Source organism: Methylorubrum salsuginis, from assembly GCF_900114375.1.
GTDB classification, from domain to species: Bacteria; Pseudomonadota; Alphaproteobacteria; order Rhizobiales; family Beijerinckiaceae; genus Methylobacterium; species Methylobacterium salsuginis.
In genome coordinates, this window is record NZ_FOSV01000005.1 from 1 (window position 1) to 24711 (window position 24711).

A 24711-nucleotide genomic window follows, 5' to 3' on the forward strand; every position below is an offset into this window, starting at 1 on the left:
ATTCCGAACCGAAGGGCACGTTCCCACGTGTTACTCACCCGTCTGCCGCTGACCCCGAAGGGCCCGCTCGACTTGCATGTGTTAAGCCTGCCGCCAGCGTTCGCTCTGAGCCAGGATCAAACTCTCAAGTTGAAGAGTTGATCTCAGCTGATCACAACATAAACGGAGTGCTCACATCCGTAGCCAAGGCGTTTCCACCAAGGCCCGGTGAGCTCCGAAACGTCGGTCCAGCTTCATCTCTTAACGGCCCAGCCTCTCAGCCGAACCCGCAAGGACTTGAACAAGCCGTCCGCGTTTCTCTTTCTCGATATCTACTTGTCAAAGAGCTGCACCCGTTTAACCGAGTGCCGATATTGAAGTCAAGTGGCAATTAGCTTTGGTCTGTGCCGTCCGCGTCTTGCCGTTGTCTTCTTTAGTCTTTCCGGGCGGGCCGGTTTGTCTCGGCGCCGCGTCGGGAGCCGTCGTATAGGGGGGGCGGATCGGGGTGTCAACAGCCTGTTTTCCGAGGCTCACGATCGCCGCACAGGCCCCCATAGCCGACCGGCCGAGCGATCCCGGCTCGGGCTCTCCGGGTTGAGGTCGGAGGCGGAAGGCTTCAGGAGCCGGATCGCCGCCGTGCCGGCCTTGGGCCGGAGCGATGAGAGGAGATGGGGGTGGGGCGCCGCTACGGCCTTGAGATTCGCAGCCTGACGGCCGCCGATGCTCCCGGGCTCGCCGAGATGCTGGCGGCAGCCGGTCGGCCGGTGACCGGAACGGATCTGTCCGGGCGTCTGGATCGGCTCCGGCACAGCGCCGGAACGGCGCTCATCGCCCTCGAATGGGGGCCGCCGAGCGGGATCGTCGTGCTGCACTGGTATCCGGCGCTTCTCGATGCGGCTCCGGTCGCGCAGATCACCACCCTCTTGGTCGCCCCCGACGACCGCCGCCGCGGCATCGGGCGGCAACTCCTGAAATCTGCCGCGCAGGCCGCGCGGCTGGCCGGCTGCGACAGCCTTCAGCTTCTGGCCGGGCCGGAGAGGGCGGAGCTCGCCGATTTTTGCCGGGCCACCGGCTTCGTGGATGGGCCCGGCGGGTTCGTCCGGCCGCTGCGCAAGAAAGGGTGAATCAGGGTGGGCCGGTCATGGCACCAGCCACCATCCGAGGCCGATCAGGGCAGCGGCGCCGAGCACGATCCCGGCATAGAGCGGCATCACCCATCGGTTGGGCCCCTGACCCGTCGCCATCAGGGCGGCGCGCAGGCGGCGCGGATGCGCTTCCTGCCGGCGCGCCTCGGCGATGCGGGCCGGCTCCGGCGGACGGCCCGCGGCCTCGTCGTCGGTGCCGAGCGGCGACAGGCCGGGATCGTGGGCCGCGACCTTGTCGCCGGTGACGCCCGCGTCGATCTGCGCCTTCAACTGCGCCACGGTGGGGTGCGCCGAGGCGGGAGGCGCCTCGGGGGCCCGGTCGGCCGGGGGCGGCGGAGTCTCGGAGCGGAACGCCATCGGCGGAGCCTCGGCGATCAGCGGGCGCTGCCGCCGGTTCCTCCACCGCCGCTGCCCTGCGGGATCGCCCGCTCGGGCTGGCCGGCATTGCCGCCCGCCGCCGAGTTGGTCGTGATGGTGTCGGCGCCGGTGGGCCCGGGGGCGATGACGTAGTCGACGCCGTTGCCGGTGACGTTCTGCTGGCGCTGGATGATCGTGCCGGGCGGGAAGCGTCCGGGCGGGCCGTCGAAGGGCTGAGCCTGGGCGCCGGCCGCGCCCAGGGCGGTCAGGACGGCGGCGGTGAGAACCGGGAGACGCATCGGTCTATCCTTGGCGTGTGCAGGGATGGGGCCGGCGCGGAGGCGGCGGCACGCGCATCGTCCCTGAACAATCCCGCTCGTCCCGGCCCAGTTTCCGCACGATGTCGCGATCCTTACCGGCGAAAGGCAGGAGATGCGTGCAATTCGAGCGAAGCCGTCAGTCCGCCGTTCAATCGATGCTGCCAGCCTTGGATTCTGGATAATGGATCGAGCGGACCATGCTGATAGGCGTAGAGCGGCGGATCGACCCGCGCCATCGGGTCGGCGAAGGCGGCACCGTGGCGCTCGACGAGCACACCACCATTGGCTGCCTCGTCCACGACATCTCGGCGAGCGGCGTGCGCATCACCCTGCCGGATGCGTCCGCGATCCCGGAGGTGTTCCTGCTCAGCGCTTCGTGCCTGCCGGAGGCCGCGGTCTGCCGCGTGGTCTGGCGCGACGACGAGACCGTCGGCGCGCGCTTCGAGGGCTGAGGCGAGAGCGCGACCGGCTTTTCGGGACGAGCCGATGTACCGGGAGGGGGCGTTTCCGGATGCTCTTCATCGCGCGCCGGCGCCGCGTCTCTCGATGCGGATCGCGTCGAAGGGATCCGACCTGCCATCTGCACCGTCGCCGCGCAGGCCCGCCGCCATGGCTTCGCAGCGGCCGATCCGAGGCGCAGGACGTGAACGCATCCTCGCCTTGCCGGCGCCGGGGACAATACTGCCTAATTTCTACGTAATTTTGTATTAAGCCAGATATCGACGACGATAATCAAATTTATTCCATCCCAGCGCGTGCGGGTCGGCACTTTGTGTTCGGGCGGCGCGTCCCACATCTCCTGGCGTCCGGATTTATTCTTTCAGCGACCAGGGAGCGCCGATGGCCGAACCACGCCGTCAATCCATTCGTCGTCTCGACCGTCGGGCGGTCGAGTTCGTCGCACGAGCTCACCGACCGAGACGGGAAGCCACCGAGACGGACGGAGGGCTGAACGGCCGATCCGGCTCGATCCGGGCAGGGTTCGCCGTCGAGACGGGGCGGGTCGCCGACATCGGACGCGATGAGGCGACACGGCGTCCTTCGCTCGCACCGAATGCCCGTCGCACGAGCCTGCCGACCGGGAGGCGGATCTGACGATGGGCGCCGCCGATCACCGTGATTTTTCGGCTTCGAAAGCCTGGAAACTCGTTGTCCGGATCTTGAAGCCGGAGGCGGGCTTCGTCTGGATCGCGATCATCTACGGCGTGGCCATCGCCCTGTTCGGCCTCGCCACGCCGGTTTCCGTCCAGCTTCTCATCAATTCCGTCACGAACACGGCGCTCCCCAAACCGCTGTTCGTTCTATCCGGCTTGCTGCTTCTGCTACTGGTCATCGCGGCCGGCCTGAGCGCCGCCCGCGTCTACGTGATGGCCTTGTTCGAGCGCCGCGCTTTCGCACGCATCGTCGCCGAGATCACCCTGCGGGCCGTCCATGCCCGGGATCTCCGTTCCGACGAGGCTCGACGCGACGATCTGTTCAACCGCTTCTTCGATGTCGTCACGGTGCAGAAGGCCGTCCCGTCGCTCTTGACCGGCGGCTTCGCGATCATCCTGCAATCCGTCATCGGTCTCGTGCTGACGAGTTTCTACCACCCGTTCTTCCTCGCCTTCAACGGCGTGCTGATCGTCCTGCTGTTCCTGATCTGGTCGCTCTGGGCCGGGCCGGCGGTGCGGTCCGCCGTCGATGTCAGCCATGCCAAGCACGAGACGGCCCGCTGGCTCGAAGGCGTCGGCGACGCCAAGGGGCTCTACAACAACAGCCGCCAGCTGGATTTCGTGATGAAGCGGTCCGAGGCGATGACCTCGGCCTACGTTCGGGCGCACCGGCGGCACTTCCGCCACACCTTCGCGCAGACGCTCGGCTTCCTCCTGCTCTACGCCCTGGCCAGTGCCGGCCTGCTGGCGCTGGGGGGATGGCTGATCCTGCAGAACCAGCTGTCGATCGGGCAGCTCGTTGCGGCCGAACTCGTCCTGTCGGGCGTGTTCTATGGAATCTCGCAATTCGGCCGGTACTTGAAGACGTACTACGAACTCGTCGCCTCCGTGCACGAGCTGTCGCTGTTCTACGAGATCGAGCAGGAGAGCGACGACCCCGGGCGATCGGTCGGCGGACCCGTCAGCGGGGCTTTGCGCCTCAGGGATGTCGAGGCCGGGCCGTACCGCTTCGACTTCTCCGTGGCGAGCGGCGCACATCTCGCGGTGCTCGCCAGCGTCGAAGCCGAGCAGGCGTTCGCGGCCCTTCTGGAAGGCTCGGCACGCCCGCAGCACGGGATCGTCACCATCGGCGGGGCCGATCTGGGCGCCTACGCCATGCATCGTCTGCGATCGGAGGTGCAGGTTCTGGATCGCCTGTCGATCGCCGGGACGACGATCCGGGAACATCTTTCCCTCGCGGACGACGCGGCCGGATCGGCGCCCCTCGACAGCCTGGAGGTGCTCGGCCTGTCGGAGCGCATCGCGCGCCTGCCGCACAAGCTCGATACGCCGCTGGCGCCTTCGGGCCTGCCCCTGTCGACCGGTGAGATGCTCGCCCTCAAGCTCGCGGCCGTCCTGATCCGACCGCCGAAGCTTCTGATGCTGTCGGCGCTCTACGACCTTGTTCCTCCGGACCGGCTGAGGGCCGCGCTGGAGAAGCTCCGGCAGAGCGGAACGACGGTGCTGCACTTCACCCGCAGACCCGAGGCCCTGGCCTGTGACGGCTACCTGCTGGTCTGCCCCGACGAACAGATCCGCTTCGCGGACATCGAGAGCCTCATGGACCGGATGAAGAAGGAGGGGACGAACCATGCTCTCGCGGCCTGAGCATCTGCGCCATTTTCCCACCTTGGGGGCGATCAACCCGCCGCGCGCAGCCATCGTGCTGAGCTGGATGCTGGGGATCGGCATCGGCCTCACCCTGGCCCTGCTGCTCACCGTGCCGTGGGTCCAGACGGCGGCCGGAGCGGGCCGGGTGATCGCACCGAACCCGGCCGACCGCGTGCAGGCGATCACGGCGCTCGTTCAGGGCCGCGTGGAGCGGTGGTACGTCGAGGACGGGCAGGAGGTGCGCGAAGGCGACGAGATCGTCCAACTCGTCGATAACGATCCGCTTCTGCTGAAGCGGCTCGAGGCCGAGCGCGAGCAGGTCGAGGCGGAGATCACGGCGGCTCAGAAAGCGGTTCGGGTCGCCGAAGGCGAGGTCGACCAGATCAAGGGGGCGGTCGAGAAGGGTTATGTGACGCGCCGCAATTTCGAGGCGGCGCAGATCCGCGTGGCCGAGCGCCGTGCGCGGCTGGCCGAGGCGAAGGCGAAGCTCGCCCGCCTCGAAGTGTCGATGAACCGCCAGTCGGCGCAGCTCGTCCGCGCCCCGCGCGACGGACGGATCCTGCACATCAATGCCGCGACCGGGTCCACGCTGGTCAATCCCGGCGAACCCCTCGCGACGCTGGCTCCGCATGCGCCCGACCGCGTGGTCGAGTTGATGGTCAGCGGCCTCGATGTGGCGCTGATCCGACACGGCTACCCGGTCCGTCTCGCCTTCGAAGGCTGGCCGGCGATCCAGTTCAGCGGCTGGCCCTCGGTCGCGCACGGCATGTTCGACGGGCAGGTGCGGTCGGTCGATCCATCCGCCCAACCGAACGGCCTGTTCCGGGTGCTGGTCGAGCCGGTTCCCGGACGACCCGAGTGGCCCACCTCGGCCTTCATTCCCCTCGGCGCCAAGGTGCGGGGCTGGGTCCAGATGGAGACGGTTACGATCGGCTACGAACTCTGGCGCAAGCTCAACAACTTCCCACCCGAGTTCGGCCGCTCTCGACAGAACGAGCACGGACCGATCCCCCCGAGCCGGCCCGGAACGACCTGATCGAGCCCGCCAACCGTTCGGGCGCCGCCCCCTCCCCTCACCGCAGGCCGGCGAGCGCGTCCCCGCCATAGGTCGCCGCCGTCGCCCGCAGGTGGCGGTCGTACTGGGCGCGGTAGGCCTCGTCGCTCAGGATCTCGCTGTCCGGCAGGTCGAGGCCGGTGCCGAATTCATGGACGAGATCGAGCCCGCGCAGGCGCGGCACCGGCAGCACGTCGCCCGCCGCCGCCTGCGCCATCTCGCCGTAGAGCCCTTCGAGGCGGCGGACCAGCAGCGGGGTGTCGAACAGGAGGCAGCTGTCGCGGCCCGCAAGCAGCCGCTCGCGCGTCGGGCGTAAGGTGGACGGATCGCGGCCGTAGGCGACGGCGCGGGCCACGTAATCCTCGCCGGTATGGCAGACCATCTCGCCGATGCCCGCCGCCCGCACGAGGCTGGCGCAGACCCGGGCGGCGAAGCTGCGGCCCAGCAGCGTCAGCACCGGCACGCCCATCCAGAGGGCGTCGGCGGCGGTGGTGTGCGAGCCGTAGGGGAAGGTGTCGAGGAAGAGGTCCGCCAGCGGATAGCGGGCGAGGTGGTGCGGGTTGGCCCGCTTGTCGGCGAAGACCAGCCGCTCCGGCGCGACGCCGCGGGCGGAGGCCGCCTGACGGAGGCGGTCGTTGGTCTCGTCGGTGCCGGTGAGCAGCCAGAGCACGCTGCCGGGGACCTGCGACAGGATCTCCATCCAGCGCGCGAAGACGCGCTCGGTGATCTTCTGCATGCCGTTGAGCGAGCAGAACACGAAGCCGTCCTCGGGCAGGCCGAGATCGGTCCGGCTCGGGCGCTCGGCCGCCACCGTGCGGCGGCGGTCGTTCGGCTGGTAGCAGGGCAGCCGCAGCACCGATTCGGAGACGGTGTATTCCAGCTCGCGCGGAAGGATCGTGTCGTCGGCGATGAGGTAGTGGTGGAACGGCGAGGCCATGGTGCCGGGGAAGCCGAACCAGTTCACCGAGACCGGTGCGGGCCGCAGGGCGAAGACGCGGGTGCGGGCATCCTTGGTGTAGCCGTTGAGATCGACCAGGATGTCGATCTCGTGGGAGCGGATCAGCCGGGCGGCCTCGATGTCGCTCACGCCGGTCAGGTCATGCCAGTGATCGACCCCGGCCTTGGTCCGCTGATGGGTCGCGTCCGAGGCCGGCACGCCGCAATAATAGCCGAACACCTCGCAGACCGTGCGGTCGTGCTGCTCCACCACCTCGGTCATCGAGAAGCCGACCGCGTGCTCGCGGAAATCGGACGAGACGTAGCCGATCCGCAACGGGCCGGGGCGGCGGTTGCGCGGATCGAGCGGCGGCAGCGCCTCGGCCGGATCGACGGTGAGCCCGATCGAGGTGCGGCAGTAGCGGTGGGAATTGGCCAGCAGGAAGACCGGGTCGTCGGTGTAGCAGGCGGCCGAGAGCGGCGAGATGCCGGCCACGAGGTCGGCATGCTTCATCGTCCCGACATCGGCCATCAAGGGCCACTTGCACTGGCGCTGGCGGAGCGCGATCCAGTGCTGGACCACGTCGGGCTGGTGCGGGTTCAGCTCCAGCGACTGGCGCAGGGTGTCCTCGGCGAGCGCGTCGCTGTTGGAGGTCTCCAGCACCCGGCCGATCTGCTTGAGCGCGATGGTCTTGAAGTTCAGGTTCTCGCCGTTCAGCGCGGGCAAGGCGGTCGCCACGCCGTTCCAGGCGCTCACCGCGGCGCCGACCTGGCCGAGCCGCTCCAGGGCGCTGCCGAGATTGATCTGGGCGGCGTAGAAGTCGGGCTTGAGCCGGGCGGTCTCGCGCAGGACGTTGACGGCACCGGTCACGTCCTTCTGGTCGGACAGGGCCATGCCGTAGTTGAACATCGCCGCATAGAGCAGCGGATGGTCGGGGTTCAGCGCGATCCAGCTCTTGTAGAGTTCGATCGTCAGCTCGGGCCGGCCGGCCTGCTTCAGCGTCTCGGTGGCGTGGACGAGGCCGGCGAGGTCGAGCTGCCCGGCCCGGATGCGCGCCAGTTCCCGCTCTTGCAGTTCGGCTGCCTCGAGAGTGTCCGCCCGTCCTGCCGCCATGATCGTGCCCGCTGCCGCGATGTTCGCCGAGGCCTCCGCCCGTTCCCGCGCGTCCGTTCCAGCGGGACGTTCCGCGAGGTCTGTCGAGGGCCCCGGCCCATCAGGTCAGGTTTTGGTTAATGGGCGGTTTCGACCGGTACTGAACAGGTTTCGAGCGGCCCGACCCAAAAGCCCCCATGGCAAAACCGCCGACCGCGACCCTCTCGGATCGCGACCGGCGGCTTCGCGGTCGCTTCGGCCCCGGCGCCGGAGCGCCGGGAGGGCCGCCTGTGCGTCAGCCCATCAGGGTCACGAGGGCGTTCACCTGCGAGTTCGTCATGCCGGCGATCTGCGTCTTGGTGAAGGCGCCGCCCTGCGTCGTCGTCAGCGAGGCGATGTCGGTCGTGTTGAGGCCCGCGATCTGGGTCTTGCTCAGGCCACCGATCACCGTGGTCGAGAGGCCGTCGATCTGCGTCGTCGTCAGGGCCGCGATCGCGGTGGAGCCGAGGCCCTTGACTTGGGTGGTGGTGAGCGCGCCGACCTGGGTCGAGGTCAGGCCGCCGATCTGGGTGGTCGTCAGCGCAGCCATCTCGGTCGAGGTCAGGCCCCCGACCTGGGTCGTCGACAGCGCGGCGATGTCGGTGGAGGCCAGCCCCTTCACCTGGGTGGTGGTCAGCGCCCCGAGCAGCGTCGAGGTCAGGCCGCCGATCTGGGTCGAGGTCAGGTCGGCGATGTCGGTGGAGGAGAAGCCGACGATCTGGGTCGTGGTCAGCGCCCCGAGCTGGGTCGTCGTCAGGCCGCCGAGCTGCGTGGTGGTCAGCGCGTCGAGCTGGGACGACTTGAAGCCGACGATCTGAGTCGTGGTCAGCGCCGCGACCTCGGTGGTGGTCAGGCCCTTCACCTGGCTCGAGGAGAGGCTCCCGAGCTGGGTCGTGGTCAGGCCGCGCACCTGGGTCGTGGTCAGCGCCCCGAGATCCGTCGAGGAGAAGCCCTTGACCTGGGTCGTCGTCAGCGCCGCGAGCTGGGTCGTGGTCAGGCCGCCGAGCTGGGTCGTCGTCAGCGCGTCGAGCTGGGTGCCGTACAGGCCGCCGAGCTGCGTCGTGGTGAGCGTGCCGATCCCGGTCGAGGTGAGGCCGGCGACCTGCGTCGTGGAGAGGTACTTGATCTGGGTCGCCGTCAGGCCGCCGACCTGGGTCGTCGTCAGGTCGCCGAAATCTGTCGAGGACAGGCTCTTCATCTGCGTCGTGCTGATCGCGCCGAGCTGGGTGGTGGTGAGCGACTTGAGCTGGGTCGAGGTCAGCGCGTCGAGCTGGCTGCCGGAGAAGCCCACGAGCTGGGAGGTGGTCAGCGCGGCGACTTCGGTGGTGGTCAGGCCGCCGAGCTGGGTCGTGGTCAGGCCGCCGAACTGCGTGGCCTTGAGGCCGCCGACCTGGGTGGTGGTGAGACCGCCGAGCTGGGTCGTCGTCAGCCCCTTGAGCTGGGTCGTGTTGAGGCCGCCGAGCTGAGCCGAGGTCAGACCGCCGACCTGGGTGGTCGAGAGCGCGCCGAGCTGGCTCGAGGTCAGGCCCACGAGCTGCGTCGAGGTCAGCGCGCCGAGCCCGGTCGAGGTGATCGCCCCGGCCTGCGTCGTGGAGAGCGCGGCGAGCTGGGCCGACTTGAGGCCGCCAAGCTGGGTCGTGGTCAGCGCGCCGAGATCGGTGGTGGAGAGCCCGCCGACCTGCGCGGTCGAGAGCGCGCCGATCTGGCCCGAGGTGAGACCGCCGAGCTGGGTCGTCGTCAGCGCGCCGACCTGCGCGGAGGTGAGGCCCGCGAGCTGGGTCGAGGTCAGACCGCCGACCTGCGTCGAGGTCAGGCCGCCGATCTGCGTCGTGGACAGGGCCTTCAGGTCGGTCGAGGTGAAGCCCTTGACCTGGGTGGTCGTGAGCGAGCCGAGCTGCGTCGTGGTCAGGCCGCCGAGCTGGGTCGAGGTCAGGGCGTCGAGCTGCGTCGCCTTGAAGCCGTCGAGCGAGGTGGTGGAGAGCCCCGCGACCTGGGTCGAGGTCAGGCCGCCGACCTGCGCGGTCGAGAGCGCGCCGAGCGCGGTCGTGGTCAGGCCGTTGAGCTGCGTCGTCGAGAGCGCACCGATCTGTGCGGTCTTCAAGCCGGCGAGCTGGGTGGTCGTGAGGGTCCCGAGCTGGGTCGTGGTGAGGCCGCCGAGCTGGGTCGTGGTCAGGGCGCCGAGCTGCGTCGTCTTCAGGCCGCCGAACTGGGTGGTCGAGAAGGCAGCGAGATCGGTGGTCGAGAGGCCGCCGAGCTGCGCCGTCCCGAGCGCGCCGAGCTGCGTCGTGGTGAGGCCGCCGAGCTGCGTCGTCGTCAGCGCGCCGAGCTGGGTCGAGGTCAGGCCGCCGACCTGGGTGACCGTCAGCGCACCGAGCTGGGTGGTGGTGAGACCGCCGACCTGCGTCGTGGTCAGGCCCTTCAGATCCGTCGAGGACAGGCCGCCGACCTGAGTGGTCGTGAGGCCGCCGAGCTGCGTCGTGGTCAGGCCGCCGAGCTGGGTCGAGGTCAGGGCGTCGAGCTGCGTCGCCTTGAAGCCGGTCAGCGCCGTGGTGGTCAGGCCCGCGACCTGGGTCGAGGTCAGGCCGCCGAGCGCGCTGGTGGTGAGGCCGCCGACCTGCGTTGTGGTCAGGCCGTTGAGCTGGGTGGTCGAGAGCGCGCCGAGTTGCGACGTCTTGAACCCGCCGAGCTGGGTCGTGGTGAGATTCGACAGCTGGGTGGTGGTCAGACCGCCGACCTGGGTGGTGGTCAACCCGCCGAGCTGGCTCGTCTTGAGGCCGCCGAGCACGGTGGTGCTCAGCCCGCCGAGGGTCGTGGTGGTGAGGCCGCCGAGCTGCGCCGTCGAGAGCGCGCCGAGCCCGGTGGTGGTCAGGCCGTTGAGCTGCGTCGTCGAGAGCGCCGCGAGCTGGGTCGAGGTCAGGCCGCCGAGCTGCGTCACCGTGACGGCGGCGAGCTGGGTGGTGGTGAGGCCGCCGACCTGGGTGGTGGTCAGGGCCTTCAAGTCGGTCGAGGTGAAGCCCTTGACCTGGGTGGTCGTGAGCGAGCCGAGCTGCGTCGTGGTCAGGCCGCCGAGCTGGGTCGAGGTCAGGGCGTCGAGCTGCGTCGCCTTGAACCCGGTCAGCGCCGTGGTGGTCAGGCCCGCGACCTGGGTCGAGGTCAGGCCGCCGACCTGCGTGTTCGAGAGCGCGCCGAGCGAGGTGGTGGTCAGGCCGTTGAGCTGCGTCGTCGAGAGCGCACCGAGCTGGCTCGACTTGAACCCGCCGAGCTGGACCGTGCCGAGATTCGACAGCTGCGTCGTCGTGAGACCGCCGAGCTGCGTCGTCGTGAGACCGCCGATCTGCGTGGTCTTGAAGCCGTTGACCTGGGTGGTCGACAAGGCGGCGAGATCGGTGGTGGAAAGGCCGCCGAGCTGCGCCGTGGCGAGCGAGCCGAGCTGCGTCGTGGTCAGGCCGCCGAGCTGCGTCGTCGTCAGCGCGCCGAGCTGGGTCGAGGTCAGGCCGCCGACCTGGGTGATCGTCAGCGCACCGAGCTGGGTCGTGGTGAGACCGCCGACCTGCGTCGTGGTCAGGCCCTTCAGGTCGGTCGAGGTCAGGCCGCCGACCTGGGTGGTGGTGAGGCCGCCGAGCTGCGTCGTCGTCAGCCCGCCGAGCTGGGTCGCGGTCAGGGCGTCGAGCTGCGTCGCCTTGAAGCCGGTCAGCGCCGTGGTGGTCAGCGCCGCGATCTGGGTCGAGGAGAGGCCGCCGAGCGAGCTGGTGGTGAGGCCCCCGAACTGGGTCGTGGTCAGGCCGTTGAGCTGGGTCGTCGAGAGCGCGCCGACCTGGGTCGTCTTGAACCCGCCGAGCTGGGTCGCGGTGAGGTTCGACAGCTGGGTGGTGGTGAACCCGCCGATCTGGGTCGTGCTCAGGCCGGCGAGCTGGCTCGTCTTGATGCCGCCGAGCACGGTGGTGCTCAGCCCGCCGATGGTGGTGGTGGTGAGGCCGCCGAGCTGGGACGAGGCGAGCGCGCCGATCCCGGTGGTGGTCAGGCCGTTGAGCTGGGTGGTCGAGAGCGCCGCGAGCTGGGTCGAGGTCAGGCCGCCGAGCTGCGTCGCCGTAACGGCGCCGAGCTGGGTCGTGGTCAGGCCGCCGAGCTGGGTCGTCGTCAGCGTCTTCAGGTCGGTCGAGGACAGGCCGCCGAACTGGGTCGTGGTCAGCGTGCCGAGCTGGGTGGTGGTGAGGCCGCCGAGCTGCGTCGCGCTCAAGGCGTCGAGCTGCGTCGCCTTGAAGCTGCCGATCTGCGTGGTGGTGATCGCGCCGACATCGGTGGAGGACAGGCCGCCGAGCTGATTGAGCGTCAGGGCGCCGATCTGGGTAGTGGACAAGCCCGCGATCTGGGTCGAGGTCAGGCTGTCGATGTCCGTCGAGGTCAGGCCGAGGAACTGGGTGGTGTTGAAGCTCGCCAGCTGCGTCGTCGAGAGCGCGCCGAGCTGGACCGAGGTCAGGGCGTCGAGCTGAGCGGCGGTGAGGCCGGTGAGCTGCGTCGTGGTGAGCGCGGTGACCGCGGTGGTGGTCAGGCCCGTGATCTGCGTCGAGGAAAGGCCGCCGAGCTGCGTGGTCGAGAACCGGCCGAGCTGCGTCGTGGTGAGCGTACCGATGTCGTTCGACTGCAGGGCGGAGAGCTGCGTCGTGGTCAGGTTGCCGATCTGGGTGGTCGTGACCGCCTGGAGCTGGGTGCTCGACAGCGCGTCGAGCTGGACGCTGGTCAGGCCCGCCAGCTGCGTGGTGTTGATCGTCTGGAGGTTGGTGGTGGTCAGCACGCCGAGCTGGGTCGAGGTCAGCACCTCGATCTGGGTCGCGGCGAAGGCGGCCATGTCCGTGGTGGTGAGCCCGGCGATCGTCGTCGTCGAGAGCCCCATGACCTGGGTGGTGGTGAGATCGGAAATGATCGAGGCCACGGTCCGCTCCAACACCCGATAAACGCTGCCGCCGGCGGGCGGCCGAAATCCGTCGCCTCGGTCGGGTCGAGGCGGAGCGGTTCTGATCCTGGGGAGCAGTCTCGAAGGCGGCGATCCGGCCCGGGCGGGGATCGCTCGCTCGGGAGGCGACGGCCCCTTGCGGTGCCTGCTCGCGTCGTCCCGAAGCCCTTGAGCCCCGCGTCCGGCCTTTTCGGCGCATTGGACGCCCTTTGGTCCGATATGCGCGGCGACGTGTTAAAGCCTGTTTAAGTCCTCCGCCCAAACCGGGCGTTTACAGCCTTTGTCGGGTCCGCTCGCGGGATTGATGAATCGCTGGATAACGATGTCAGTCGAGAGCGACCCTTTGGCCGGCCAAGCACGGCTCACGGCTCGCGAATGCTCTCGTCGAAGCCGCGGATCAGCGGATAGATGAAGTAGGAGATGACGCTCCGGGTGCCGACCTTGATTTCGGCCGTCACGCTCATGCCGGGGATCGGCCGCGTGCCCTCGGGCAGCGCGCGCAGATGGTCGCCGGTGAGCTCGACCTGCCCGCGATGGGTCAGGACCGAGGCGTTCGGGCCGGCGCCCGGCGCCTGCGCCGTCTCCATCCGCACCGAGCGCAGGCGGCCCGACAGGGTGCCGTGGCGCTGGTAGGGGAAGGCGTCGAGCTTCACCATCACCTCGTCGCCGGGCTTGGCGTAGCCGGCGTCGCCCGCGCCGATCATCACCTCGGCGAAGAGCGGAGCATCGAGGGGCAGCAGCGTCAGCACCGGTTCGGCCGGCTGCACCACGGAGCCGACCGAGCGCCGGGCGAGATCGAGCACCACGCCGTCCTCGGGGGCGGTGAGCACCACGAGGTCGTTCATCCGGTTGGCCTTCACGAGGCTCTCGGCGACGCCCTTCGCCTCCTTGCGTGCCTTGACCAGGGCCTCCATCAGCTCGCTGCGCCAGCGATCCGCGAAGACCTGCCGCTCGGCCCGCTTGGCCGCGAGCTGATTCTCCAGCTCGTTGCGGCGGTTGCTCTCCTCCTGGCGGTCGCGCTCGGCCTTGAGGCGGCTCACCGAGGCGCCGAGATACTGCACCCGCGAGGCGACCGTCTTCCGGTAGAGCTGCGAATACATCTGTTCCAGTTCGGAATAGACGTCGAACTGAAGCTCGGCCGAGCGGGCGTTGATGCCCGCCGCCGCGAAGCTCCCCGTGAGCCGGGCGATCTCGGCATCGAACGAGCGCAGCTGCGCCTCGAATTGCGAACGGCGCTGCCGGTACAGGCTGGTCTGGAGCGCCACGTCCGGCCCCTCACCGGTAAAGCGCGGCGGCTGGTCGGCCAGTTCCGCCTCCAGCCGTTCGAGTTCGGCCCGCAACGCCTCCTGCTGCGCCACCAGCGCACCGCGGTCGGCCTGGGCGAAGGTGGGGTCGAGGCGGGCCAGCACGTCGCCCTTGCGCACGGTGTCGCCGGCCTTCACCCGCAACTCGCGGATGATCGAGAGCTGGAGCGGCTGGAGCACGACGTTCGGCGCGTCGGCGAGCAGGCGCCCGGAGGACGAGACGATGATGTCGACCTTGACCAGGCTGGCGGCGAGCGTCAGCGCGGCGACGAGGCCGACGACGCCGTAGAGGGTGCCCCGCATGGCGCCGGGCGGGCGTTCGGCGAAGAGGGCGTCGAGATCCTGGGGCTCCTCGCGCAAGGCGGCCCGCGCCCGCACGGCCCCGTCGACGGTGCGCCGGGTCCAGGCGGCGGCGCCCGACAGCCGCGCGCGGCGGGCGGGGGGCAGGCTCGGCACGTCCGGCGGCTTCGGGCGGCGCAGCCTCACTGGAAATGCCTCGTCTGCTGGTGCCAGAGGCGCTGATAGACCTCGCAGCGTTCGACGAGTTCCGCGTGCGGCGCGCAATCGACCACCCGGCCGCGATCGAGCACGAGGATCTTGTCGGCGGAGACCAGCGAGGTCAGCCGGTGCGAGACGATGACCATGGTGCGCCCGTGCGCGATCTCGTCGAGATGCTCCTGCACGATCGCCTCGCTCTCGGGGTCGAGGGCGCTCGTCGCCTCGTCGAAGATCAGCAGGCGCGGGCGCAGCACGAGGGCGCGGGCGATGGCGATGCGCTGGCGCTGGCCGCCGGAGAAGTTGGCGCCGTTCTCCTGCACCAGCGTGTCGTAGGAGGCGGGCAGCCGCTCGATGAACTCGGCCGCGCCCGCCATGCGGGCGGACTCGACGATCTCGGCGATGCTGGCGTCGGGCCGCGCGGCGGCGATGTTCTCACGGATGGTGCCGCGGAACAGGAAATTCTCCTGCAGCACGACGCCGATCTGGGTGCGCAGATGGGGCAGGTCGATCTGGCGCAGGTCGATCCCGTCGAGGCGGATCGCGCCGCCCTGCGCGGTCTGGATGCCCTGGATCAGCCGCGTCACGGTGGTCTTGCCCGACCCCGAGCGCCCGACCACGCCGATCACCTGACCCGGTTCGAGCCGAAAGCTCACGCCGTCGAGGGCGGGCGCGGCCGCCCCCGGATAGCGGTAGGTGACCTCTTCGAATTCCATGCGGCCGGTCAGCTCCGGCTTCATGCCGGACTGGGCCGGATCGCGCTCCAGCGGGTGGGTCATCACCGTGCCGAGCATCTCGACGGCGAGCCGCGTCTCCTGCGATTCGTTGACGAGCGCCACGATCTGGATGAGCGGGCCGGTGACGCGGCCCGCCACCATGTTGAAGGCGATGAGCGCGCCGATGCTGAGCGAGCCGTCGAACACGTCGAGCGCGCCGAGGCCCAGCACGCAGAGCTGCATGCTCTTCTCCAGCCCCGTGGTCATCACGTTGGCGAAGGCCGCGAGCCGTCCGACCGCGGCCCGGCGGGCGACGCCCGTGGCGACCGTCGTGTCCCATTCCTTGAGCCGGGCCGGTTCCAGCGCCAGCGACTTCACGGTGCGCATCCCGTGGATCGTCTCGACGAGATGCGACTGGCGCGAGCCTTCCGCCTGGTAGAGCCGCTGCAGGTGATGGCGGAAGATCGGCACGATGACGCCGATGACGCCGGCGATCGCCAGGGAGAACAGCAGCACGACGATCGTCAGCTTGCCGCTGTAGAAGGCCAGCAGCCCCAGCGTCAGCGGCAGCGTCACCGCGTCGAGCGCCGCCTGGAACAGCCGGCCCGTGAGGAAGTGACGGATCGTGTCGGTCTGCTGGAGGTTGCGCGTCAGCGCGCCCGCGCTCTGCCCCTCGAAGAAGTGCAGCGGCAGGTGCAGCATGTGCCGGAAGGTGCGGGTGGCGAGCCGCGCATCGACCTTGTTGGTCACGTACAGCATCAGGTACTGCCGCACGTAGGAGAACAGGCCGTCGAACAGGATCAGGATCGCGGCGATCAGCATGATCGCGCCCAGCGTCCGGTAGCTCTGATGGCCGAGCGCCTTGTCGATCAGCACCTGGAAGGTGAGCGGCGTGGCGAATCCGATCACCGTCGCCATCACGGCGGCGACCGCGACGTCGCGCAGGTAGCGGCGCTCCCGCAGGATCTCGGGGACGAACCAGCTCAGGCCGAAGGTCTCGGGCTCGGACGCCTGCGTCCTGGCCGGGCGGCACAGCAGCAGCGTGCCCGACCACGCCTCCATGAAGCGCTTCTGCGGGACGGGGACGCCGCCCTGCGATTCGGTCTGGGGATCGAGCACCATCACGCCCGGCCCTTCGGGGCCGTCGGCGGAATCGGTGACGAGAACCCAACTGCCGCTCTTCTGCAGCGCCATCACCGGCCACGCGCCGCCCATGGCGGCGAGGTGCTTCCAGCGCCGCTTGTGCAGCAGCTTGCCCTCCAGCCCTGAGGCGGCCAGCACCCGCAGCATCGAGCCGGCCGGATCCTCCTCGCTGATCCCGGCGATGGCTTCGGGCTTGAGCTGCACGCCCCGGTGCAGCGCCATCACGAACAGGCAGCGGATCGCGGTGTGATGGCGCGAGAGCAGGAAGGAGGCCGGCGCGTTCACGCGATGCTCCTGTCGGGCCGGTGCCGGTTTCGGGCCGCTTCCTCGGACATGACGTTAAGCGCCCACCCCTCAGGCCGCCTGCCGAGCGGCGGCCCGGTGCAGGCCGGTGAGGTAGGCGTCGAGCAGCCTGCCGCCGGTGCGGCGGTCGTGCTCCTGCAGGAGCCGCGCGCAGACATCGAAGGACTTGTAGCAATCGTGCAGGATGCGCGCGGTGACGAGCAGCTGCCGGTCCGAGTAGCTCTCCGGCTTGGTGAAGTCGCGGATGAACAGCGCGTCGGCCCAGACCGCCTGGCTCATCTCGGCGTAGATGTCGCCGTCGAGCATCATCGGGCGGACCATCCGGCTGCGGATCGGGTAGAATCGGTGGAAGACGAAGCCCTGCGCCCGCAGGAACTGGTCCACGTCGGAGAACAGCGGCTGATCGACGTAGAGGGGCAGGAACTCCACCTCCGTGTGGATCACGCAGGCGTCGCGCAGGCGCTCGACGCCGTTGCGGAACACCATCAGCTCGCCGCCCTGGATGTCGATCTTGAGGTAGTCCATGCCCTCCGTGGCCGCCACGTCGTCGAGGCGCACGGTCTCGACCTCCCGGGTCTCCATCACGGTGCCCCAGGCCGAGAAGCCGTGGAAACAATCGAGCACCACCGGGTTCGGCTGCAGCAGCGAGGTCATGCCCTGCGCCCAGCACACCTTCAAGGAATGGCGCCCACCATCGGCGACGGCATGCGGCAGGTAGGTCTCGTGCGGGCCCCTGGCGGCCTCCAGGCGCGCGAGCGCGTCGGGGTTCGGCTCGAAGCCGACCACCTCGGCATCGCCCCCGGCGAGCAGGCCGGCATAGGGCGCCTCGTCGTCGATCGGATTGGCCCCGATATCGACGATCTTCACCTGCGGGGCGAGACCGGTGAGCTGGCGGAAAGCGAAGGGATCGAGCGGAGCGGACATCGGCGGGACCGGTCGTGCGAGGGGGACGGCGTCGGAGGGCCCGGCCTGTCGGGTCGGCGGCGCGCTCGAAGGGCGGACCGGTTCGGCTGCCTGCTCCACGGTTCACCCCTCCGGAGCGGGATCGCTCCGGGACGGACCTTGACCCCCATGGCTCAACATTCGGTTAACCTTGCCGCTCGGATGCGGTGGACCGAAACCGGCCGCCGCGCGGACGCTCTGGCGCCGCGACGAAAGGGAAGGAAAATGCCGAAGGCGATGGCGCCCCCCGCCGTGACCGGGTAGCCTGAGGCGGCGCATCCGGCACGCGCCCGAAACCCGAGACGATGGTCCCCACAGGCTACAATCCGGCGCTGGTCGCCCTGTCGATCGCCATCGCGGTGTTCGCCTCCTACACCGCCCTGGATCTGGGCGGGCGGGTGCGGGGGGCGGTCCCGACGGCGCGGCTCGTCTGGCTCGGAGGCGCGGCGCTGGCGATGGGCGGCGGCATCTGGTCGATGCATTTCGTCGGCATGCTGGCCTTCGAGATGGGCCTGCCGGCGACCTACCATCTCGGGCTCACCGTCCTGTCGTTCGCCATCGCGGTCGGTTTCACCGGCGCGGCGCTCGGCTACGTCGCCCGCGACGGCGCGCGCGACCGGGATGTCCTGGTCGCCGGCCCGCTGATGGGGCTCGGCGTCGCCGCGATGCACTACACCGGCATGGCGGCGATGCAGGTGCACGGCAACCTCGCCTTCAGCTCCGGCATCGTGATCCTCTCCGTCGCCATCGCGATCGTGGCGGCCACCGCCGCCCTGTGGCTCACCGTGCGTCCGGGCAGTCCGTGGCAGCGGCTCGGCGCCGCCTGCCTGATGGGCGCCGCGGTGGCCGGCATGCACTATACCGGGATGGCCGCGGCGACCGTCACGGCGGAGGAAGCCGGAGCGCACGCCGCCCACATCGCCGCCACCAGCGTGGACCAGCAGAACCTCGCGCTGGCGGTGGCGGGCGCGACCTTCGTCATCCTGTTCCTGGCGATCCTCGCCGCCTCGATCGACCAGCAGCGGATCGGCGGCGAATTGCGCGCCAGCGAGGAGCGCTTCCGCGCCGCGGTGCAGGCGGTGCGCGGCGTGCTCTGGACCAACGACCCCACCGGCCGCATGACCGGCGAGCAGCCGGGCTGGGCGGCGCTGACCGGCCAGACCCGGGCCGAGTATCAGGGCTACGGCTGGGCCGAGGCGGTCCACCCCGACGACCGGCAGTCCAGCATCGACGAATGGAACCGGACGGTGGCCGAGCGGCGCACCTTCATCCACGAGCACCGGGTGCGGGCGAAGGACGGCACGTGGCGCCACTTCGCCATCCGGGCGATCCCCGTCCTCGATGAGGGCGGTTCGATCCGCGAATGGGTCGGCGTCCACACCGACATCACCGAGCAGCGCGAGGCCGAGGCCGAGCTGCGCGAATCGAACGAGGAGATCCAGCGCTACGCCTACATCGTCAGCCACGATCTGCGGGCGCCTCTCGTCAACGTGATGGGCTTCACCAGCGAATTGCAGGAGACCCGCGCGGACATTCGCGCGGCGCTCCAGGGCCATCCGCAGGCGGAGCGCATCGACACCGACATGGGCGAGGCGCTGGGCTTCATCGGCGCGGCCATCACCAAGATGGAAGGGCTGATCGCGGCGATCCTCAAGCTGTCGCGCGAGGGCCGCCGCCGCTTCGATGCCGAACCCCTCGACATGAGCATCTTCCTGCAAGGCATCGTCGACGCGCAGCGCCATCAGGCCGAGCGGAAGGGCGCCCGCGTGAGCGTGGCGTCCGATCTGCCGACCATCACGGCCGATCGGCTCGCGGTGGAGCAGATCTTCGGCAACCTGATCGACAACGCGCTGAAATATCTCGACCCCGCCCGGCCGGGCCTGATCGAGATCGCGGCGAGACCCGCGCCGGGCAACCGGGTGCGCTTCACCGTCGCCGACAACGGCCGCGGCATCGCAGAGCGGGACCATGCCCGCGTATTCGAGCTGTTCCGCCGCTCCGGCCAGCAGGACCAGCCCGGCGACGGCATCGGGCTCGCTCACGTCAAGGCCCTGGTGCGGGCGCTCGACGGGCGCATCGAACTCGCCTCGAAGCTGGGTACCGGCACCACCTTCACGGTGACGCTGCCCCGCGGGACCGCTACAGCCAATCGGCCGGAGCCCCCCGCGACGCGGCTGGCCGCCGAATGACGATGGAGACACCCATGCACCCCGTCTGCATCGTGATGATCGAGGATGACGAGGGCCATGCCCGCCTGATCGAGCGCAACATCCGCCGCGCGGGCGTGAACAACGAGATCGTGCCGTTCCGCGACGGCACCTCGGCGCTCGAATACCTGCTCGGGCCCGACGGCTCCGGCGAGGTGAGCGCGCGGCGCCACCTCCTCGTTCTGCTCGACCTTAACCTGCCGGACATGACCGGCATCGACATCCTGGAGCGGGTCAAGGCCAATCCCCATACCCGCCGCTCGCCGGTGGTGGTGCTGACCACGACCGACGACGCCCGCGAGATCCAGCGTTGCTACGATCTCGGCGCGAACGTCTACATCACCAAGCCGGTCAACTACGAAGGCTTCTCGAACGCGATCCGCCAGCTCGGGCTGTTCTTTTCGGTGATGCAGGTGCCCGAGAACCCATGACCGAAGCCCCCGCCCCGGCCGCGGCCTCGACCCTTGGCCGCATCCTCTACATCGACGACGATCCGGGCCTCGGCCGCCTCGTGCAGCGGGCGCTGCAGACGCGCGGCTACGCGGTCGAGGTCGTCCTCGACGGGGAAGCCGGGCTGGCGCGGCTGCGCCAGGGCGGGATCGATCTCGTCGCCCTCGACCATCACATGCCGGGACAGACCGGGCTCGACCTGCTCCCCGAGATCCGCGCCCTGCCCGAGGCCCCGCCGGTCGTCTACGTGACGGGCTCCGAGGACAGCCGCGTCGCCGTCGCCGCGCTCAAGGCCGGCGCCGTCGATTACGTCTGGAAGGACGTCCAGGGCCAGTTCCGCGAGCTCCTGGGCGAGGCGGTCGACACGGCCCTGCGCGCCGAGGCCCTGCGCCGCGACAAGGAGCGGGCCGAGGCCGCCGTGCGCGAGGCCCGGGACCGGGCCGAGTTGCTGCTGCGCGAGGTGAACCACCGCGTCGCCAATTCGCTGACCCTGGTGGCGGCGCTGGCCCGGATGCAGACCAGCGCGGTCAAGGATCCGGCGGCCAAGGAAGCCCTGGAGGAGATGCAGGCGCGCATCTCGGCCATCGCCGGCATCCACCGTCGGCTCTACACCTCGCAGGACGTCGAGGCGGTGGAACTCGACGCTTATCTCAGCGGCCTCGTGGAGGAGCTTCAGCTCGCCATGAAGGCCTCGGGCCGGGACCACGCCATCCGGCTCAAGGCCGAGCCGATCCGGCTCGCCACCGACAAGGCGGTGTCGCTCGGCGTCGTCGTGACCGAACTCGTCACCAACGCCTACAAATACGCCTACCCGGCGCAGGCCTCGGGCGAGATCCGCGTCACCGTCGAGCGGCAGGATGCCGACACCCTCTCCCTCACCGTCGAGGACGACGGCATCGGCTGGACCGGCGAGGGCGCGGCCAAGGGCACCGGCCTCGGCTCGCGCATCATCCGGGCCATGGCCTCGAACCTACGCTCCGCGCTGACCTACGCGCCGGGCATCTCCGGAACGCGGGCGGTGCTGTCGTTCCAGGCCTGACCGGCGCCCTTAGCCGCCACCGATCCCGGTAGTGACCTTGCCGGTGCCCTTGCAATCCGGGCATTCACCGCCCTCGGTCCGACCCGAGCCGCCGCAGGACCTGCAGAGATTCTCGCCGGTGCCGGGTGCGCCGGGCGGGGCTTCGTCGCCGGGTTTGGTGGGTTCGCTCACGGGTGTTTCCTCTCGACCGGCCATTTCCACGCCATCCTCCGCTCGCCCGCCGGTCAGCGCTACGGACAACGTTCCCGCGCCGACCGGCGCGGATCTCCGAGCCAACCCTCACGGCGGTGCGCAGCGCAGGGCCAGCAGTTGCTCGACGCTCGGGTTCGCCCCCACCCACATCACCCGCCACGCCGGCATCGTCGCGAGGCTGAGCGCAGCGGCGAGCCCAAGCCAAGGCAGGAGGCGGGCACCGCTCATGCCGCCCTCCCCCGCCGGAGGAGCCGGAGGCCGCCCCCCAGCATCGCAAGCCCCCAGGCCAGGAAGCCGAGATCCCAGTAAATCCAGTGCGCCCGATCGACCCGCTCGTTGACGTGATGCACGCCGAGCCATTGGTGATCGACCCACCCCTCGATCAGGTTGAACAGCCCCCAGCCGATGAGCAGGCTGCCGATGAGCGCCCGGTTCGACCAACGCAGATGTTTTCGATGGGCGCGCCGCCACAACACGAACAGGCCGAGCACGACGAAGACATAGGTGCCGCTGTGGAAGATTCCGTCCCACAGGGTGTTGCGCTCAAGGTTTTCGATCGAATCGATCGGGTACCAAGAGCTGAGCATGTGATGCCATTGCAGCAGCTGATGCAGCACGATGCCGTCGAAGAAGCCGCCGAGGCCGAGCCCGAACAGCACCCCGGCGGCGATCGGGAACGATCCGCCCCGCGTGGGCACCCCTGGCGCGGTCATTGTCACGGCGCGCGATAGGCCGAGCCGTCGGCGGCACGGGCTGGGTGTTCCACGTAGCGCCCGCCCTCCGGAACGGCGACGCGCTCGAAATCTTGCGCCAGGGCATCGAGCCCCCGCCGCAGCTCCGGTCCTTCGAGCGGACGGCCGTGGCCGGTGATGGCGCGCTCCGGCTTCAGTGCCGCGAGCGCACGCACCGAGGCGGCGGCGGCGGGCCAGTCGAGGGTCAGGTACATCGGCGGCCCGTGCAATTCGGGCGCCTGGGTCGCGACGGCGTAGGCCGATTCCTGCGCCGTCGTCACGAAGGCATCGCCGACGATCAGGCTGCCGTCCGCCTCCCGCCAGAACGAGACGTGGCCGACCGAATGACCCGGCGTGTGGAGCCAGCGCCAGCCCGGCATGGGCGGCACGCTGCCGTCCGCCGGCAGGATTTTCAGGCGGTCCGACACATCGACCGGGCTGGTGGGATAGAGCGGCGCGATCCGCGCCATCAGCCCGCCGCCGACGCTCGGATCCGGCGCCGGATAGGCCGCGCTCCCGTCGAGATAGGGCCGCTCCAGCGCGTGGGCGTAGACGGGAGCGTCCCATTCCCGCGCCAGTGTCTCCAGCACGCCGACATGGTCGAAATGGCCGTGCGTCAGCACGATGGCTGCTGGGCGCGCACCCTGGCCGAACCGCGCCTCGGCCGCCGCGCGAATGGCGGGCGCCGAACCCGGAATGCCGGCATCGACCAGCACCCAGCCGCGGTCGCCCGCGCCGGGCTCACCGACGAAGACGACGTTGACGAGGACGAGGCGGCGATAGGCGAGATCGGGCGCGAGTGCGTGGGTCTGATCGCCGCGCGCGGCATCCGCGGCGGGATCGTCGGCCCGGGCCTGCGGGTCGATCGGGATCTGCTGCGCCACGGCCGTCTCCTTCCGCAGGCGGCGCGTGGGGCGCCGTCATGCCGGGGAAGGCGAGGATCGGGCGGCCAAGTTCCCGACGGAAAGTTTGAGAGGGTGATCGTATCGCAGCGCCGGTTCGTGCGCCGGGTCGAATCCGTCCGCCGTACCGACCCCCAGGGCCGGTACGGCAAAGTCGCAAGAAGAAAAGAATCAGCCGCGCTGGCCGATGGCGACGTAATCCCGACGGTCCGGGCCGACATAGAGCTGGCGCGGGCGACCGATTTTCTGGGACGGATCCTCGATCATCTCGGCCCACTGCGCGATCCAGCCGACCGTGCGGGCGAGCGCGAACAGCACCGTGAACATCGAGGTCGGGAAGCCCAGCGCCTTCAGGGTGATGCCCGAATAGAAGTCGATGTTCGGGTAGAGCTTCTTCTCGATGAAGTACTCGTCCTTGAGCGCGATCTGCTCGAGCTGGACCGCGACCTCGAGGAGGTCGTCCTTCAGCCCGAGTTCGTTCAGCACCTCGTGGGTGGTCTTCTGCATGATGCGCGCGCGCGGGTCGTAGTTCTTGTAGACCCGGTGGCCGAAGCCCATCAGGCGGAAGGGATCGTTCTTGTCCTTAGCCTTGGCGACGTATTTCTGCACGTTCTCGGGGTGGCCGATCTCCATCAGCATCTTGAGCGCCGCCTCGTTGGCGCCGCCATGGGCGGGCCCCCACAGGCAGGCGATGCCGGCGGCGATGCAGGCGAACGGGTTGGCGCCGGACGAGCCGGCCAGCCGCACCGTCGATGTCGAGGCGTTCTGCTCGTGGTCGGCGTGCAGGATGAAGATCTTGTCCAGCGCGCGGGCGTAGATCGGATTGATGACGTACTCCTCGCACGGCACCGCGAAGCACATCCGCAGGAAATTCGAGGTGTAGTCGAGGTCGTTCTTCGGATACACGAACGGCTGGCCGATGGTGTACTTGTAGGCCATCGCGGCGAGCGTCGGCATCTTGGCGATCATGCGCAGCGACGCGACCATGCGCTGGTTCTCGTCCGAGATGTCGGTCGAGTCGTGGTAGAAGGCCGAGAGCGCGCCGACGCAGGCCACCATCACCGCCATCGGGTGGGCGTCGCGGCGGAAGCCCTGGAAGAAGCGGTTCATCTGGTCGTGCACCATCGTGTGGCGCGTGACCCGGTAGTCGAAATCGGCTTTCTGGGCGGCGGTCGGTAACTCGCCGAACAGCATCAGGTAGGCGGTCTCGAGGAAGTCGCCCTGCTCGGCGAGCTGCTCGATCGGGTAGCCGCGATAGAGCAGCACGCCCTCGTCGCCGTCGATATAGGTGATCTTCGATTCGCAGGAGGCGGTCGAGGTGAAGCCCGGATCGAAGGTGAACTTGCCGGTCTGGGCGTAGAGCTTGCCGATATCGACCACGTCGGGGCCGATGGTGCCGGACTTGACGGGGAGATCGACGTGTTTGTCGCCCACGATGATGGTGCTGGCGGAAGCGCTCATGGGAACGCGGACCTTTCTCGCGACGGGGACAGCACCGAACCGGAAGCCGAAGCCGCCTCCCGGTCCGTTGTGGCGCCGCAGCGGAAAGCTGCGCCTGCTCACTGGAACTCCGGGTTAGCGGATCGGCTCCCGCCCATCAACGGGCGGG

Annotated in this window: 19 protein-coding genes and 1 rRNA gene; 7 read left to right on the forward strand and 13 right to left on the reverse strand. The window is 69.6% G+C overall.

What is annotated here, in order from left to right; genetic code table 11:
• Nucleotides 1-132 (reverse strand): 16S ribosomal RNA (locus BM140_RS08030); the annotation flags it as partial.
• 521 nt (nucleotides 133-653) lie between these two features.
• Here BM140_RS08030 and BM140_RS08035 point away from each other — a divergent pair.
• Nucleotides 654-1103, forward strand: coding sequence for a GNAT family N-acetyltransferase (locus tag BM140_RS08035; protein ID WP_091944466.1), 450 nt, complete (start codon nucleotides 654-656; stop codon nucleotides 1101-1103).
• Between the two features lie 15 nt (nucleotides 1104-1118).
• Here the strand turns inward: BM140_RS08035 and BM140_RS08040 are convergent, their stop codons facing one another.
• Both BM140_RS08040 and BM140_RS08045 read right to left on the reverse strand, forming a co-directional pair.
• Nucleotides 1119-1481 (reverse strand): hypothetical protein, encoded by a 363-nt coding sequence (locus tag BM140_RS08040; protein ID WP_091943839.1) that lies wholly within the window; start codon nucleotides 1479-1481, stop codon nucleotides 1119-1121.
• Between the two features lie 17 nt (nucleotides 1482-1498).
• Nucleotides 1499-1780: a hypothetical protein gene (locus BM140_RS08045; RefSeq protein ID WP_091943841.1), complete on the reverse strand. Its 282-nt coding sequence runs from the start codon at nucleotides 1778-1780 to the stop codon at nucleotides 1499-1501.
• 218 nt (nucleotides 1781-1998) lie between these two features.
• Here BM140_RS08045 and BM140_RS08050 point away from each other — a divergent pair, with 218 nt between their 5' ends.
• The 3 genes from BM140_RS08050 (at nucleotide 1999) to BM140_RS08060 (ending at nucleotide 5641) form a co-directional block, all read left to right on the forward strand.
• Complete coding sequence (locus BM140_RS08050; protein WP_091943844.1) at nucleotides 1999-2253, forward strand: PilZ domain-containing protein; 255 nt, start codon at nucleotides 1999-2001, stop codon at nucleotides 2251-2253.
• Between the two features lie 708 nt (nucleotides 2254-2961).
• Nucleotides 2962-4602, forward strand: coding sequence for an ATP-binding cassette domain-containing protein (locus BM140_RS08055; RefSeq protein WP_207549443.1), 1641 nt, complete (start codon nucleotides 2962-2964; stop codon nucleotides 4600-4602).
• A complete protein-coding gene (locus BM140_RS08060) occupies nucleotides 4586-5641 on the forward strand; it encodes an efflux RND transporter periplasmic adaptor subunit (protein ID WP_091943847.1) in 1056 nt (351 codons plus the stop codon). The genes BM140_RS08055 and BM140_RS08060 overlap by 17 nt, the downstream gene beginning before the upstream one ends.
• 37 nt (nucleotides 5642-5678) lie before the next feature.
• On the opposite strand, the gene BM140_RS08065 is transcribed toward BM140_RS08060, so the two are convergent.
• From BM140_RS08065 to BM140_RS08085, 5 genes are all read right to left on the reverse strand, one after another.
• Entirely contained in the window at nucleotides 5679-7709 is a 2031-nt protein-coding gene (locus BM140_RS08065) for an O-linked N-acetylglucosamine transferase, SPINDLY family protein (RefSeq protein ID WP_091943849.1), read from the reverse strand.
• A gap of 274 nt (nucleotides 7710-7983) precedes the next feature.
• A complete protein-coding gene (locus BM140_RS08070) occupies nucleotides 7984-12657 on the reverse strand; it encodes a beta strand repeat-containing protein (protein ID WP_091943851.1) in 4674 nt (1557 codons plus the stop codon).
• 383 nt (nucleotides 12658-13040) lie between these two features.
• The gene (locus BM140_RS08075; RefSeq protein WP_091943854.1) at nucleotides 13041-14468 is read right to left on the reverse strand and encodes an HlyD family type I secretion periplasmic adaptor subunit; all 1428 of its coding nucleotides are present in this window, start codon (nucleotides 14466-14468) and stop codon (nucleotides 13041-13043) included.
• Entirely contained in the window at nucleotides 14465-16558 is a 2094-nt protein-coding gene (locus BM140_RS08080; RefSeq protein WP_091944469.1) for a peptidase domain-containing ABC transporter, read from the reverse strand. Before BM140_RS08080 ends, BM140_RS08075 begins: the two co-directional genes overlap by 4 nt.
• 132 nt (nucleotides 16559-16690) lie before the next feature.
• Nucleotides 16691-17563 (reverse strand): FkbM family methyltransferase, encoded by an 873-nt coding sequence (locus tag BM140_RS08085; RefSeq protein WP_091943857.1) that lies wholly within the window; start codon nucleotides 17561-17563, stop codon nucleotides 16691-16693.
• A gap of 323 nt (nucleotides 17564-17886) precedes the next feature.
• Here BM140_RS08085 and BM140_RS08090 point away from each other — a divergent pair, with 323 nt between their 5' ends.
• From BM140_RS08090 to BM140_RS08100, 3 genes are read left to right on the forward strand one after another with little or no spacing between them, the layout of a single operon-like run.
• Nucleotides 17887-19770: an MHYT domain-containing protein gene (locus tag BM140_RS08090; protein ID WP_091943859.1), complete on the forward strand. Its 1884-nt coding sequence runs from the start codon at nucleotides 17887-17889 to the stop codon at nucleotides 19768-19770.
• 2 nt (nucleotides 19771-19772) lie between these two features.
• Nucleotides 19773-20219 carry a response regulator gene (locus tag BM140_RS08095; protein ID WP_056245595.1) on the forward strand — a complete coding sequence of 149 codons (447 nt, stop codon included), beginning with the start codon at nucleotides 19773-19775 and terminating at the stop codon, nucleotides 20217-20219.
• On the forward strand, nucleotides 20216-21277 hold the full coding sequence (locus BM140_RS08100) for a sensor histidine kinase (protein WP_091943862.1): 1062 nt from the start codon (nucleotides 20216-20218) through the stop codon (nucleotides 21275-21277). The genes BM140_RS08095 and BM140_RS08100 overlap by 4 nt, the downstream gene beginning before the upstream one ends.
• Nucleotides 21278-21286: 9 nt before the next feature.
• Here the strand turns inward: BM140_RS08100 and BM140_RS08105 are convergent, their stop codons facing one another.
• From BM140_RS08105 to gltA, 5 genes are all read right to left on the reverse strand, one after another.
• A complete protein-coding gene (locus BM140_RS08105; protein ID WP_244535347.1) occupies nucleotides 21287-21448 on the reverse strand; it encodes a hypothetical protein in 162 nt (53 codons plus the stop codon).
• A gap of 108 nt (nucleotides 21449-21556) precedes the next feature.
• Nucleotides 21557-21697, reverse strand: coding sequence for a hypothetical protein (locus BM140_RS25790; protein ID WP_165616420.1), 141 nt, complete (start codon nucleotides 21695-21697; stop codon nucleotides 21557-21559).
• Nucleotides 21694-22167 (reverse strand): DUF2243 domain-containing protein, encoded by a 474-nt coding sequence (locus BM140_RS08110; protein ID WP_244535348.1) that lies wholly within the window; start codon nucleotides 22165-22167, stop codon nucleotides 21694-21696. The genes BM140_RS25790 and BM140_RS08110 overlap by 4 nt, the downstream gene beginning before the upstream one ends.
• 17 nt (nucleotides 22168-22184) lie before the next feature.
• On the reverse strand, nucleotides 22185-23084 hold the full coding sequence (locus tag BM140_RS08115; RefSeq protein ID WP_091943870.1) for an MBL fold metallo-hydrolase: 900 nt from the start codon (nucleotides 23082-23084) through the stop codon (nucleotides 22185-22187).
• Nucleotides 23085-23273: 189 nt separating this feature from the next.
• Nucleotides 23274-24563, reverse strand: coding sequence for a citrate synthase (gene gltA, locus BM140_RS08120; RefSeq protein ID WP_091943873.1), 1290 nt, complete (start codon nucleotides 24561-24563; stop codon nucleotides 23274-23276).
• Nucleotides 24564-24711 lie beyond the last annotated feature (148 nt).